This is a genomic window from Photobacterium sp. DNB22_13_2 (assembly GCF_052873915.1).
This window is the reverse complement of sequence record NZ_JBNNXU010000007.1, coordinates 292,771-307,630: the sequence shown is the minus strand read 5'-3', so window position 1 is coordinate 307,630 and position 14,860 is coordinate 292,771. Positions and strand designations below refer to the sequence as shown.

Here is a 14,860-nt window from a genome sequence, read left to right as displayed (position 1 = left end):
TCACACCTTCACGAGTAAAACATAATTGGACAAAAACGAGCTAAAGGTATCGCCGCATAGAGACATAATTACGACACCCAATCATAACAAATAATTATCAAAAAAATAAATTTTGATAATTTTTAATTCTAGGTTGTTATCCATATACTTCTCCCATCGAAACGCATTACAGATGCAGTTCACTTAAATAAGCAACATAAGAATTGAATTGGAGCAAGTTATGAAAATGAATCACATTGGTATCATGGTTGGTGATATGGATAAAGCGGTTGAGTTTTATACTAAAGCGCTAGGTCTTAAGATTGTCATGAACAACACTCAGGTTGAAGAAGAGCGCGAAACCGCTATCGGCCGCATGTGTATTGCTGTTTTCGGTGAAGGCTTTAAAGGCTTTAACATTGCCCACCTATTAACAAATGACGGAATTGGTGTAGAGCTGTTCGAAATGAAAGAACGCCAAGAACGACACGAAGTTGATTTTTCTCGCATTGGTATTTTCCACTTCTGCCTACAAACTGATGATTTCGAAGGTGTGATTGCACGCACTGAAGAGTTTGGCGGTAAGGTTCGCATGGACATCATGCGTTACCACCCAGAAGATGACAGCAAGCAAGCGAAAATGGTTTATCTAGAAGACCCGTTTGGCAACTTATTCGAGCTTTACTCGCACACTTACGAAGAAACTTACGCGTCAGATTACGAGTAAACTCAAAGTTTCCGCTTCAGCGTAACATTTAAAATCTAAAAGGGCTGGCACGTTGTGTCAGCCCTATTGGTTTGACACTATACATTTCGGGGCACAGACTTTTCAGCACATAGAAAAGCCTGAATTGCTATCTCTAGCAGTCGGTTTGTTCTGAAAGCCTCAGAGCGTCTTCCAACTCAACGCCAAGGTAACGAACAGTGTTATCTAACTTAGAATGCCCCAACAAGAGTTGCACTGCCCTGATGTTCTTTGTCCGAGCGTAGATTAATGTGGCTTTAGTGCGACGCATGGAATGCGTTCCATAATAATCTGCATTCAACCCCAGTTTGCTCGCCCAACTCCTGATTATTGAACGATAAAAAGAGTAGCTTATAGGTTGCCCCTTTCGTCGAGAACTCGGGAAAAGGTAATTACTTGCTTCTAGAGAGGCTGAATAGATCCATTGGCTGATACTTTGCTGCGTTCTTGGCGTGATCTCGCAATGCACATCAGTACCAGTTTTCTCCTGGATGCATTGCACCCTTTCGTAGATCACTCCTTGGGATGATACGTCGTATACGTGGAGTTGAAGTAAATCGCTGGCTCTCAATTTACTATCAATTGCCAGATTAAGCAGTGCAAGCTGCATCAAATCGTTTTCAAGCTCTAATCGAGTTCTGATTCGCCAGATTTCTTCAAGCTTGAATGGCCTTTTTATGCCGCTACATGCCCTTGATGATTGCTTCCTCATGTAGACCTCCTTCGAATGTTATTGGCCAACTAGGATATTAGGAAAGCTAGCGGGACACTCTAGCTAGGAAAGTCATGGACAAAATGAGTTAACACTAACGCTATAAAATAGCTCACCGACTTTGAGGCAACTTTCCTTGAAGAATATAGATAGAATTTTTGAAAAACAAATTTCCCCATAAAAATCAAATATAATCAACACCTTAAATGCAGACAGCGTTTAAAAATAGAATATTTGTCCACACTACTGACAGAAACTGACACTCCTGTCAGATACTATTATTTCAACGCCAACGACATGGTCAGAGAGAAGACGCCTCTTGAGCAGAGCTATAAACATTCATTAAAAATAACTGACAGTAGTTGTAAAAAATATCCGCGCTCGACTGAACAATTGATTTGCACGAACGACTGGCGAGCAAAGTCACTTATCGGTTTTGAATCGTTAGCTATTAATCACCAAGTAATTAAAATAAATGGAATTCCCTAAGTTCGGGTGGATAGAAATTGATATGAGTAAATCAGAACGACTTTTTGACCTGCTGACAGTGCTACGCTCAAAGCGCTATGCCGTTACCGCAACTGAGCTTGCGAAAGTAATGAATGTGAGTGAACGGACTATCTACCGCGATATTCAGTCCCTGCAAAATTCCGGTGTTCCCATTCAGGGAGAAACCGGAGTAGGTTATATGCTACAAGCTGGTTCACACCTGCCTCCTTTGATGCTGACAGAGCAAGAGATGGTAGCGTTTGAACTGGGTATGCGCATGGTTCGAGCTTGGTCAGACGAAGAACTTGCAAAAGCCGCTCAAAGTGCGTCAACCAAAATACAGTCAGTGCTGCCGGACAGAGTAAAGAAGCAAATCGAGTCCTTCCCGATGGCTGTTGCTGACAATCATATTCCGTCTGATATCGCCAAGCGGGGGCAGTTACTAAGGCATGCAATTGATAAGCAACATAAAGTTTCAGTTCATTACATAACTGAAGATGGCCTTGTGACTGAGCGCGTACTGCAGCCATTAGGGCAGATATTCTGGGGAAACAACTGGACATTAGTGGCATGGTGCGAACAAAGTGATGATTATCGCCACTTTCATCTCGATCGAATCGAACAATTGTCGGTTCTTGAAGAAGCATTCAGCCTGACAGAGTCTAAATCTTTGCCGCATTGTCTTTCACTGTGCATCAATAGCCATTTAGTTTAAACGTATTTACCCCTGTGTACTTACAGCGTACGCCATTGTGATGGGCATTGCACTTAGAGCAGTCATGTGGTGATGCAGGCAGGTACTTAAGGCAGATGAGAGTCCAGTATCGCCAGTTATTTCATAGTAACAGGACTTGAAGAATTTTACTTAAAGAGAATATCTCAATCTGAATATTGAGTGCCTTCTTAAAATACACAGTGTTCTTAATTTCATAATGCAATAGCAGACGCACTTTGCGTTTATAAAACATTTTACAAACAACAAATATAGGAGCGTTTCATGATCCGACTAGTATTTATGACCGATGACAGCAATATGATTGGCTGCAAAGATCCTCAGGATATGCAAAACAGGGTAGCAAAATGGCCAAAAGGGAAAGACTTTGAGGCAGAGCTAGGTCGACTTTTCTACGGTGAGAATATCGCCAGCGGAGGTATTACCTATCCAGCCTTTTACGCCAACGAAGTAGAAGGAATGAACATCTACGTTTTATCTCAGGATGAAGATTTTGATCTCATGGGAAACAACAATGCGAAGGTTGTGACTGATTTTAAACAACTGGTCGAGAAATTCAGTGATAGTGACGAAACGCTGCTTGTTACAGGCGGAAAAACCACATGGGAATTATTCCTGCCATATGCTGATGAAATGGTTGTTGTCTACACAGACAACGTATTGACTCCTGGCGATATTCTATTTGACTCATGGAGAAATATCGCTAAAACAGAAGTAGATCGTGTATTCTGGGAAGGCGGATCTACCATTACTTATAAAGTTGATAAATAATTCATCTGTTTTTATTTATCAACAAGTTTATGGAGGTTAATGGATTAAACTATGTCTGATTCATTAGCCTGTTGATGGGTCTTATGAAGCCAGAAATTCCAATCGCTGACTTTAAAAAAACAGAAGTCGTTAAGGCTCAGCATTGTAATGGTTAGTATTACATTTGGCCCACCATTACTAATGTTATAGTAAGGATGCGGACTAATTCTGGGGTTGCTTTTTACCTCTTCTCAGGCTCTGACCTGCTACCCGCATTCTGACCCAACTAAAAATTAGTAATTTCTTGCATCTTGAGGATCTCGTCACTGACATGAGAGAAAGTAAGTCAAATAACGCTTAGATGAAGTTAACTGTCAGCAAGCTGAAACAAGGAAAGGGGCAAAAACGATTCAAGCCTACAATTGAATCTAGTTTATACAGGCCAAGTCCTCATCGCTGTCTTAAACACAGCCACAGCCAACTCAGAGAAAGTAACCGTGTACTTCCTCTATATGGGCTTAAGTCTTTCACTAAGAGTGTGAATATGATCTCCCCATATTACTCTATTTGAATCACATCCCAACGTCAGTTGCTTAAGATGCGATAGCCTTCTGGCTTCCCCTGCCCTTACCTCTCTATTTCGTATATTCTACTGGCGTTAAAAGTCTAAGAGTATGGATATATGAATCTGAAGTCATTACAGATTTTCGCGACTATCATGGAAAAGGGATCGTTAGCCAAAGCAGCCGACCAACATTGTTTGAGTGAATCGGCGGCAAGCCGTCAGCTCAGCCAGCTAGAAGCTGAAATCGGCTTTGCACTCTTTTCCCGTGAAAAGCGCAGTCTAAAACCTACAGCCAAAGGTGAGGCGTTTTACAAAGAGGTTCGCCGTATTTTATATGGTTTCGATAACATCCCCGATATTATCGAAGACATTAAGCGTAACGAAAATACGAAATTGCGAGTCGTCGGTATTCCGCGTTTGGTCAGGCATATTCTTTCGCCAGCCGTTGCGCGGACTTGCCAGCAACGTCAAGATTTGCAAGTACACGTTGAGATACAAGCAATGAGGACGTTGGAGAAATGGGTGGCGGGCTTCCAGTTTAATATTGGCTTGGGACGTGTACCCACTAGACACCCCGCAATTGTGACCGAGACGTTTTGCTCACTGCCAACCGTTGTTGTGTTGCCGTATAACCATCCTTTGTCAAAGCGCTCTGAGCTTACGTTATCCGATCTGGATGGTATGCCAATGGTATCAATGATCAAAGACACTCTACTAGCAAAAGATATCGAGGGGCTATATCACACTGAAGGCCGGGAAAGTCAGCCTGTGATTGAAGTCGCAACGTCTTATAGCGCATGTAGCATTGTGGCATCAGGATATGGATATACCATTGGCGACCCACTTACCGCCCATAGCTTGGGCGAAAAGAACGTCTCTATTGTGCCTCTCAACACCGACTTTATGTTCGACTTTGCTTTTTTTGAACCAACTAACTTTGAGCTTTCTGAAGCATCTCAGTTATTTAAACAGAATATACAAGCCGTGGCCGCCGAATATAAGAATAAACATGGTTTTTAGCATCCCCCTCCTTTCTAACCACTAAGGGCTAGTTTGCGCTAGCTCTCATTTCCGCACTTTTCTTGGCTTACGAATCAGTCTTAACTGAGCGAACTTACGGTATATGCGCACGTAAGCCAGCAGTTTCCTTCACATCATTTTGCTTTTTAATCAGATGGTTAGTCATTACATCAATACATGTTTCAGATGAAGGCATTAATTGGACAGTAATAGTTGTATTTGATGCAAGAGTGCTTGTTTTAATTGCGATTGTTGAAAGAAATCCCGGTTGCTATTTTTTCACGCAATGGCGGTAAATAGCACACTGCCTAACTGGTGAAAATAATATAGAGGGATATATATGAGTCACATAACCGCAACCCCAGAGCCTGAAGGGTTAGCAGGTAAAGCCGTTAACTCTGAGCCATTCATTGTTGCGAAAGTCTTTCCGTTAAGTCTTATTTTATTAATCAGTACCCTTTTATGGCAATTTAGCCCACCCAGCGGCCTCGATGTTGTCGCTTATCAAACCGCCATTGTTTTTATTGCGACCATTGCCGCTATTGTCGCAAACGTATTACCGACAGGTTCAATCGCGATTATCAGCTTAGCTATTTACACCCTATTAAGGCCGGGGGGTGAAACAACCGCGAAAGAAACGATTGAAACGGCACTGAGTAATTTTAACCACTCACTCATTTGGCTCATTATTATTGCCTTTATGATTGCAAGAGCCTTTGCAAAAACTGGATTAGGCCGACGCATTGCATTATTACTGCTGAGCAAATTCGGACATTCCTCACTACGGGTAGCCTACTGTTTAGGCATCGCCGACTTTCTTATTGCCCCCGCAACGCCAAGTAATACCGCGCGTGCGGCGATTGTTTCCCCTATTGCTAACTCCCTTGCCAAGACCATCAACGAATCTGACAAAAAGCTAGGCAAGTATTTAATTTCCAGCTCTAGTGCGATGAACGATGCCTCTGCCGTTGGCTTCCAAACTGGCTTTGCCGGAAACCTTGCACTGGTCGGTATCGCATCAACCGTTGCTGGCATCACCCTTAGCTTCGCAGATTGGGCTTTCTACTTGTTATTGCCAGCATTAGCGCTTTTGGCTGTCATGCCATTTGTGCTGTACCGCGTGATTTCGCCAGAAACCAAACAAACACCAGAAGCTCCTATTTTTGCTAAAAAAGAACTAAAGCAAATGGGTGGCATGTCATTCAGTGAATGGAAATTAGTTGGCGTATTTATCGCTCTGATTGTGATGTGGGTTGGAGGTAAAACACTTGGCCTACACTCCACTTCTGCTGCATTTATCGGACTGGCCGCCTTGCTATTAATGGGCGTACTTTCTTGGAATGACATTAAATCAGAAAAAGGGGCATGGGATACACTCATCTGGTTTGCCGTACTAATGGGGATGGCGGGTCAACTTAAAGCACTTGGTTTTACAGCTTGGGTAGGCGACTGGGTTTCTGACTTGTTGTCTACGGGCATGAGCGGGGCAAGTGCGACTATGTTCCTGACGGCTATGATGGCGTTTTACCTGTTCACTGCCTACTTCTTTGCTTCTGCAACGGCCAAAGTGGTTGCCTTGGCGCCAGTGATCATCGGTGCACTCATGACACTGGGTGTATCGCCGCTCGTTGCTGTTTTGGCGGTAGCGGGTATCACCAACCTAGGTTGTAACCTCAGTACCTACAGCCATGCTCGTAACCCGCTATTGATGGGTTATGGATTCCACACTGATAGCGAATGGATGAAAGTCGGTATGGTTATCGCTATTACTGGCTTCATTGTCTTTATGACCGTGGGTTTAATTTGGTGGAACCTACTGGGCATTATTTAAGTTAAATTGAAGCAGAATAAAAAGCAATGCTAATTAATCATTAATCGATTTAGGTGTTTTAAAGCTGTGGATCTTACAAACAGATTCGCGGTTTTGTGCACCCAAAGGAAAGGCAATCAAATGAATATAAAACTGAAGAAAACCGCTTTCGCTGTGTTATGTGCTGTATTTTCGGCAACCGCTGCCAGTGAAAGTAATAAAGAAATAGCACAAGAACACTTATCGACAGAAAGTATCAGTGTATTTGAGTCTGCAGTATATAGTGATCTATTCGGCACACCTGAAATGCGCCGCATTTTCAGTGATAAAGCCATGGTCAATAACTGGATAAAAGCGGAAGTCGCATTAGCCAAAGCACAGGCAGATGTGGGGATTATTCCGGTTGAAGCTTACGAGTCAATTGCCAAAACAGGTGAAAGCCTGACCATTGATTATGCTGAGCTTAAAAAAGGCACCAATAAGGTTGGTCGTGGGATTAGCTCCCTTGTCGCTCAATTCAAGCAAGCCGGTGATGAAAACGTGTCGGATTACTTGCACTTTGGTAGCACCACCCAAGATATTATGGATACAGCGACAGCGGTTCAAGTACACGAGGGGATACAATTACTCCGTGCTGACTTGGTTAAACTGGTCAAGCAAATCGCCGATATAGCTGAAGAGCACAAAGAAACAGTCATGCTTGCGCGCTCTAACGGCCAAGATGCGATACCGACAACCTTTGGTCTTCACCTCACAACTTACATGATGGAGCTGGCACGAAACATCGACAGGCTTGATGAAGCAGCATCACGGATTACTGTTCAGGTGGGCAGCACCGTGGGTACCTTAGCGCCATACGGTGATAAAGGGCTGGCTCTTCAGCAAGCCTATGCAGACGAAATAGGCTTGAATGCACCTATTGCCCCATGGAACCCAAGCCGAGATGTCTTTGCCGAAGCTGTACAGACGCTAGCGATGGTGAATGCCACCTTAGGCCGTGTTGCGGATGATGTGAATAACCTCAGCCGCACCCAGGTAAATGAACTGCAAGAAGGTGAAGGCGGCGCGAGTAGCACCATGCCACAAAAGCGTAACCCTCGTGCCTCGGAGTTCATGGGTGGGTTCTACCGCATGGGTAAGATGTATAATTCAGCAGCACTCGACATGATGAGCCACACCGATGCCCGCCAGGGCTCCCCTTGGATTCTCGAATGGTCGGTGGTTCCGGAGAGCTTCATGGTGACATCGGCGTCTATTGAGCGTGCCCAGCGTCTTTTTGCCAACTTGATTGTCAATGAAGAGCAAATGCGCGAGAACTTTGGGGCCGCCAATCACTATGCGATGTCAGAATCGCTGATGAACCACCTCACTGATGAGCTTGGGCGCTCTGAAGCTTACAAATTAGTGAAGAACGCCATTAAAAAAGCGGATCCAGAAGATAGCTTGCTTGATGTGATTGAGAATAATCACTCCATCAACCAGCACCTGAGCGAGCAGGAAATTGCCGAGATAATGGAGCCGAGTAATTACCTTGGTTCATCGGTGCAAATCGTTGAACGTTCCGTTGAATATGTGAAAAGTAAATATTAGTGAGTAACCAGATCTCTATCAGTCATTAAACCAATGAGCTAAACCAAAGAGGCTAATAGATTAAAGGCACCTGAACCTTGTTCAGGTGCCTTTTTGCTTGCGATATCAACGCTTCACCATGGATATTGCCGTACTGTAGCAGCTGAGCCCACACTCACCACATCCCGAACATAAGTTGGCATCAACCCGTGGTTTTTGGTTGAGCTCAACTGATAGTGCACCGGATTCACAGGTTTCAACGCACATACTGCACGGTTGGCCGTAGCCAGATTCACAATGATTGCTTACCTCGACTATGACCTGCAATCTCTGGCCCTGCAATTTTGACAAAGCACCGGATTCACACGCCTCAACACATTGTCCGCAGAAATTACACACACCATGGTCCAACGATAAAATGGGGCGCCCGCTTAACCCGGGCTCCTGCTCGTCAGAGACTTTAAGTACCTTTTGCGGACAGGCCACTATGCATTCATGACATTGAGTACAGTGGACAAGAAACGCTGCATTTTCCCTTGCCCACGGAGGCCTGGCATAAAGTGACTCAGGCAATACTGATTCGATCTTGGGGCGAAAATGGTTTAGAAATCCCCGGCGCGAAGGCGAGTGAGTGGGATCCGACATTATCTGAACAGCCTTGCAGGCTTAACATCTGCCCCATAGAAAACCGTGAGTTGTTCCAGCATGACTCGACACAACTGACTACAACTCACGTAGAAATCAGTATTGGCATGCTGTTCAACAAATTCGAGAAATCGAGGAGCCCAAGTAAGCAGGTGCGCTTCCAAAAAGTGTTTACATCCGGACACCCATACATCAGCACTTTGTTCGTGCCCAACCGCTTCCAAACCTTGTTGTGTCAGGTAGGCTAAGAAGGCAAACATCAGTCCGATATGATCTTCAGGCTCCACTTCACCGGTATCTATTGTTAAACCAAATTTCTCGTAGCACTCTTTGACCTGTAAAGTCGGCAAACCACAATTAAGCTGCTCTGCCGTCAAGTAGACCGATGCCCACGGTGCGGCCAGGAGTTGATTTGGACCGACAAAAAGATCGGCAAAATCTTGTGATAGCTGTTGAGACAAGTCACTGGTATCCGCTTCAAGTGACAGGCTCACACGGCGCAAAATAGTTTGCTGTTCCGCCGGTAGTTCAAGCGGCCATTGTTCAAACAAAGCGTCTGCTTTCAGGCTGTCTATCCATTGCTGGTCAGGTGATTGATGAAATAATCGATAAAAGAATAAACTAGCAAAGTGAAATCCTGCCGTTTTTTCTATTTGGTACTCATTCATAACACGTTGTTCCTAGAAAATAGGTAGCCTGTATTACCCAAGCTACCCTATTGTCTTTACTATTTTTTATACCGTGAAAACGCTACAGCCCAGAGCTGGCATTAATGTAGATATCAAAAAAGAAAACTCGACCCAATAACTCAGCTGTAATAACAGTAATAAAGCAAACAAGCGTTACCCAAGTCGTTTGTTTACTGCCACGCAGAGCTGAAACTGCAGCAGCGGTCAAACCAGCCATCAGCAATAGAATCCGTAATACAGCCAACTTCGGATGGTAGCCCATCATCATCAGCGGATTTCCAGCAACATCGAGGTGGCCCAACCAGAACAGGTAACCAACATAGCCCAGTATGGAGATAAACAGCGCAGCCAGAAAAACCAAGCCCAGCACTTTCTCCATGTTTTCATGGCTATCCCCAATTTTATCGGAATGCCACCTTAGTAAAGCAGCCGCCCCTACAGGGCCGGCAACACCAGCTGTCATCAAAAACTGGAAGAACGTCCACTTGCTGTTCCATACCGGCACTGTATCCAAGGTGTATACATTGGTAATCGCAGCGATAAGGGTAAGCCCGAATAACATCGCTGCCATCAAGCACCACTTTTGGTAGGCCTCATACCGCCCGAACCAACGCATTGCAGCATAGGCTGCCGCCGCACCGCCGAACAAGCTAAGCGCGACAATCTCAAGGCTCAGTGCTGACGCATGTTTCAAACCGAACATCACATTGAGCATTCGCAGCGGTTGCCCTAGGTGGGTTACCGAAGCCATTGCAGCAATCGCTAGCAACACCAACGGGGCAACGAATGCCAGATTCATGGCTTTTTTGTTTGGTTTGGCTCCCAACTCAACCAATCCAAGGGTAATAAACACCCCCACGGTGCTTTGGGCCAGAACGGTAAAAAAGACTAACGACAAATCACTCATAACCCCACCTCCGTTGGATTGGAAACTTCACCGGTTGTATCGCCGGTTTTGCGCGAATGCCGATTGGTGCCGATGATCAGTGATGGCTGTGTGATGGATGGATCCGGTAAAGGTGCAATATCCGCAGTGTCACCATATTTTGCTCGAAGCGCATCAATAGGCCCGAACTCAAGAGCACGAAGTGGGCAGGATTCAACACATATAGGTTGCTTGTCTTGATCAACCCGCTCGTAGCAGCCATCACACTTGGTCATGTGCTTCTTTTCTTCGCTGTATTGCGGCGCGCCGTACGGGCAAGCCATTTCACAATAGCGGCACCCAACACACACATCTTCATTCACCACCACCAAGCCATCTTTCTTACGCTTGTGCATCGCGCCGGTTGGACATGCCTTTGTACAGGCCGGAGATGCGCAGTGATTGCATGAGATAGAAGTGTAATAGGCAAACACCGTGTTGGAATAATTACCATCAGCTTGTTTAACCCAAGAGCCTCCTGCATATTCATAGACTCTGCGCCAGTTAACACCGACAGGCAGATCGTTTTTGTCTTTGCATGAAAGCTGGCATGTTTTGCAACCGGTACACTTACTGGTATCGATATAAAATCCTAGTTGAGCCATTGTCTATTCCCCTCCTAAACCTTGGCAATATCGGCGAGCATGGTTCCCATGGCGTTCCCTCTTGCCAAAGTTGTTGGCCTGGCATTAGTCAATACGTTAATACATCCTCCATGATCGATACCTTTGCGGTCAGGCTTGTACCACGCCCCCTCGGCTAACGACATCACACCAGGTCTGATCCTTGGCGTGACCTTCGCCTGCACACGCGTCTCACCCCTGTCGTTCCAAATCCTAACCATATCGCCGTTGCTGATACCACGCGGCTCAGCATCTAATGGGTTAATCCAAACCGCATGCATTACCGCCTCTCTTATCGTTGGCACATTGGCATAAGTGGAGTGGACACGTGCCTTGGAGTGGTAGCTACTCAGTTGCATCGGATACTTTTTGATCTTCGGATCAAGCCAACTTTCCCAAGTCGTGACATATTGGGGAATAGGCGTGATCGCATCTCCCTCTTCCTTCTTGCGGGTATTTGCCAAGTCTGCCAGCCTAGGAGAGTAAATCTCAATTTTTCCTGATGGCGTGTTCAACGGGTTCGCTGCCGGATCATCCCTGAAAGACTTCAGTGCAATATGATCCTCTTTCGGCGCCAGCACCTGGTAAGGTCCATTCTTTCTTAGGTCTGCCAACGTTGGTAGGGCTGGATCTTTTTCACGGGCACCTTGGTAGACATACTCAATCCACTGGTCGAGAGTACGGCCTTCGGTAAAGGCTTCTTTAATACCGAAGCGCTCGGCGAGATCGGTACACATGTCATAGGCGCTGCGACACTCAAACATCGGCTCTATCGCCTTCATCATCGGCTGAACCGTCGCCATTGCACCCGAGTTGTAGAAGTCGTTCGCCACATCGTTGTTCTCCAGAATCGTTATGTCTGGCAGGATCAAATCGGCATGGCGGGCAGAAGGTGTCATATGGTTATCAACCACCACGATGAACTCCATCATGCTTTCATCTTCGATGATTTTTGCACTACGGTTGATATCGCTGTGCTGGTTGATCAAGTGACCTGCTGCATATTGGAAGAAAAACTTAATGCCGTGCTCTAACCGCTCTGTGCCCATCAGATCATCATGATCTGGCGTCATCTCCCTTGGGCGATGAACAGCATCAGTCCAGATATTAATTGGTACCGAGGCAGTGACCGGATTATCACCGGTTGGCATGTTCGGGAAGGGATAGCCATAGGAAGCGAGAATGTCACCAGTCGTCGTCCCCGGCAAACCAATATTACCGGTCAGAATAGGCAACATCGTAATTGCGCGACAATGCTGCTCGCCAGCCGCTTGACGCTGAATACTTTGTCCTTGATGGATAAAGACTCGCTTCGTTGTGCCAATTTCTCGCGCCAGTTTGACGATGGTTTCAACAGAAATTCCGGTAATGCTTGATGCCCACTCAGGGGTCTTTTCGATACCGTCTGGGCCAGCACCTAGAATATGCGCCTTGTAGTGGCCATTTTTCTCTGCACCTTCAGGCAGCGTTTTTTCATCGTAGCCTTGGCAATACTTGTCGAGAAAAGGCTGATCTACCAGATTTTCAGTGATAAGAACGTGTGCAATACCTTCCACTAGCGCAGCATCAGTACCTGGGCGAATAGGAATCCACTGATCTTCTTTACCTAACATCGAATCGGTATATCGAGGGTCGATAATAATCTTACGCTGCTTGCGCTTACGGTCTTGAAGTGAAATTTCATACACCATACCACCACCGCTCATGCGTGTTTCGGCGGGGTTATAACCAAATATCACCTGCAGATCGGTATTGGCAATTTCACTGGCATAACTGCCCATGAAGTTGGAGGCAAACCATCCTGTCGTACTGTTATCCTTTGGCCCGTATGTCCATGGAATACCTTTGAATAGCTGATAGTTACTGTAGTTACCATGGTGCCTTAGGTAACCACCAATCATATTGAAGAATCGTTGGAATGGGTAAATGCCATCAACACGACGGCCTAGGGTGCCAGATGTACGAGTGACAAAGATAGACTCGTTGCCATAGGTATCAATGGTGTACTTCAGCTTGTCAGCCATCAGATCTAACGCCTCGTCCCAGCTTATGCGCTCGAACTTGCCTTCACCCCGCTTACCAATGCGCTTCATCGGGTACTTGAGTCGATCAGGGTTATATACCCTTTGCTTAATGGATCGCCCGCGAAGACAGGCACGGATTTGGTGCTGTCCAAATACCTTATCATCACCTCTGGTGTCACTTTCCACGTAAGTGATTTTGTCATTTTTGACATGAACCTGCAGAGTACAGCGGCTACCACAGTCGACCGAACAGGCATTCCAAACCGTGTGGTCCGGAGCGCTATTGATATCATCCTTGCTGGCCGCCATCATTTTAAGAGGAAGCCCTGTACCCACTACCGCTGCCCCACCAAATAATGAGGTGTACTTGATGAACTCACGTCGTTTCATCTCTGGTATTTTTATTTTATCTATCCAGCTAGTCATATAGGGAGTCCTATTTTTGCTCATAAAACTAAGAGGTTAGTTATCTTGCAATGTGCCGATACGAACACATTGAAGCGCAGGTTATCAGTTTCATCGCATGTATAATTTGCATATACTGACTTCAACTTGCTAAAAACAGCCAAGGTTTTTTTGGATTGATATGAGTCAAAATCACAGTACGATTAAAGGGTTTGACCCTGACCTGTATGACCGAAAAGTGGTCATAGCGACCTTTACCGATTACCCTGAGGGTCGGGAGTATCATCGACATAGCCATAACAAGGATCAGCTCGTCCTTCCTGTTTTTGGGGCAATGACCAGCGAAGTGGAGGATGGTATCTGGATGGTGCCAAACCAATCAGCCTTGTGGATCCCTGCAGGGCAAATTCATGTCAACAAGCCCTCCACAAAGTCGTGCTTTCATTTTGTCTATTTTCAATCTGATCTGCTCCAAGCAATGCCACAGAAGTGCTGCACACTATTTACTACCCCTCTGATACGAGAACTAATAGAACACCTTGCAGCTCTTGATCAATTTGAAACGCCGGATAATGATAGCGACCGCATCATGGATGTGTTGATTCAGCAGCTAACGACCATGCAAGTACAGCAACTCAACTTTGTCATCCCTGATGATCAACGCCTTCAAACCATTGCCAACATATTGAGGCTTCATCCGTCAGACAGGCGCACAGTAGGAGAATGGGCTGAATATGTTGCCATGAGCGAGCGCTCTCTGGCTCGCTTAGTTGTACAGCAAACTGGCTTAACGTTCGGACGTTGGCGACAGCAGCTACACGTAATTAAAGCATTACAACGGTTATCTGATAATGTCTCGGTGCAAGCGACATCAGATGAATTGGGCTACGAGTCGGTCAGTGCATTTATTAGGATGTTCAGTAAAGCGCTGGGAAAATCCCCAGGGAAATATATCTCGGAAAGCAACCGATTCAGGCGATGAAGCTAGTTATAAACCTTAATATTACTGATAATAGCGGTAATATTTTTCAAGCCAGACTACTTTATCAACCGCCTCTAAAAAGAAGTTAGAAACCAACAAAGGATCATCTAGATTATTCAAAATACCCGCTATCAATAACCTAGATTATTGAAACATTATGGCTTGAGGGAATGCCCCAAAAGCCATAATAGAAAG

Annotated in this window: 13 protein-coding genes; 7 read left to right on the top strand and 6 right to left on the bottom strand. The window is 45.4% G+C overall.

Annotation, left to right across the window (positions count from 1 at the left end; genetic code table 11):
• Window positions 1-220 precede the first annotated feature (220 nt).
• Window positions 221-706 (top strand): VOC family protein, encoded by a 486-nt coding sequence (locus tag ACVA58_RS13450; RefSeq protein WP_446510945.1) that lies wholly within the window; start codon window positions 221-223, stop codon window positions 704-706.
• Window positions 707-839: 133 nt separating this feature from the next.
• Here ACVA58_RS13450 and ACVA58_RS13445 read toward each other — a convergent pair whose 3' ends face one another.
• Window positions 840-1,436 (bottom strand): tyrosine-type recombinase/integrase, encoded by a 597-nt coding sequence (locus ACVA58_RS13445; RefSeq protein ID WP_446510944.1) that lies wholly within the window; start codon window positions 1,434-1,436, stop codon window positions 840-842.
• A gap of 511 nt (window positions 1,437-1,947) precedes the next feature.
• Between ACVA58_RS13445 and ACVA58_RS13440 the strand changes: the two genes are divergently transcribed.
• From ACVA58_RS13440 to ACVA58_RS13420, 5 genes are all read left to right on the top strand, one after another.
• Complete coding sequence (locus ACVA58_RS13440) at window positions 1,948-2,640, top strand: helix-turn-helix transcriptional regulator (protein ID WP_446510943.1); 693 nt, start codon at window positions 1,948-1,950, stop codon at window positions 2,638-2,640.
• 282 nt (window positions 2,641-2,922) lie between these two features.
• Window positions 2,923-3,429, top strand: coding sequence for a dihydrofolate reductase (locus ACVA58_RS13435; protein WP_446510942.1), 507 nt, complete (start codon window positions 2,923-2,925; stop codon window positions 3,427-3,429).
• Window positions 3,430-4,090: 661 nt separating this feature from the next.
• On the top strand, window positions 4,091-4,993 hold the full coding sequence (locus tag ACVA58_RS13430) for a LysR family transcriptional regulator (RefSeq protein WP_446510941.1): 903 nt from the start codon (window positions 4,091-4,093) through the stop codon (window positions 4,991-4,993).
• A gap of 340 nt (window positions 4,994-5,333) precedes the next feature.
• Window positions 5,334-6,824, top strand: a complete 1,491-nt coding sequence (locus ACVA58_RS13425) for a DASS family sodium-coupled anion symporter (RefSeq protein ID WP_446510940.1) — start codon at window positions 5,334-5,336, stop codon at window positions 6,822-6,824.
• A 120-nt stretch (window positions 6,825-6,944) separates the two neighbouring features.
• Window positions 6,945-8,393 carry a class-II fumarase/aspartase family protein gene (locus tag ACVA58_RS13420; protein WP_446510939.1) on the top strand — a complete coding sequence of 483 codons (1,449 nt, stop codon included), beginning with the start codon at window positions 6,945-6,947 and terminating at the stop codon, window positions 8,391-8,393.
• 105 nt (window positions 8,394-8,498) lie between these two features.
• On the opposite strand, the gene ACVA58_RS13415 is transcribed toward ACVA58_RS13420, so the two are convergent.
• From ACVA58_RS13415 to ACVA58_RS13395, 5 genes are all read right to left on the bottom strand, one after another.
• A complete protein-coding gene (locus ACVA58_RS13415) occupies window positions 8,499-9,017 on the bottom strand; it encodes a 4Fe-4S dicluster domain-containing protein (RefSeq protein ID WP_446510938.1) in 519 nt (172 codons plus the stop codon).
• On the bottom strand, window positions 9,017-9,685 hold the full coding sequence (locus ACVA58_RS13410; RefSeq protein WP_446510937.1) for a TorD/DmsD family molecular chaperone: 669 nt from the start codon (window positions 9,683-9,685) through the stop codon (window positions 9,017-9,019). Before ACVA58_RS13410 ends, ACVA58_RS13415 begins: the two co-directional genes overlap by 1 nt.
• Before the next feature lie 82 nt (window positions 9,686-9,767).
• Entirely contained in the window at window positions 9,768-10,613 is an 846-nt protein-coding gene (locus ACVA58_RS13405; RefSeq protein ID WP_446510936.1) for a dimethyl sulfoxide reductase anchor subunit family protein, read from the bottom strand.
• Entirely contained in the window at window positions 10,610-11,236 is a 627-nt protein-coding gene (locus ACVA58_RS13400) for a DMSO/selenate family reductase complex B subunit (protein WP_446510935.1), read from the bottom strand. Before ACVA58_RS13400 ends, ACVA58_RS13405 begins: the two co-directional genes overlap by 4 nt.
• A gap of 14 nt (window positions 11,237-11,250) precedes the next feature.
• Window positions 11,251-13,704, bottom strand: coding sequence for a DMSO/selenate family reductase complex A subunit (locus tag ACVA58_RS13395; protein WP_446510934.1), 2,454 nt, complete (start codon window positions 13,702-13,704; stop codon window positions 11,251-11,253).
• Between the two features lie 160 nt (window positions 13,705-13,864).
• On the opposite strand from ACVA58_RS13395, the gene ACVA58_RS13390 reads away from it, so the two are divergent.
• Window positions 13,865-14,665 (top strand): AraC family transcriptional regulator, encoded by an 801-nt coding sequence (locus ACVA58_RS13390; RefSeq protein ID WP_446510933.1) that lies wholly within the window; start codon window positions 13,865-13,867, stop codon window positions 14,663-14,665.
• The last annotated feature ends 195 nt before the right edge of the window (window positions 14,666-14,860 follow it).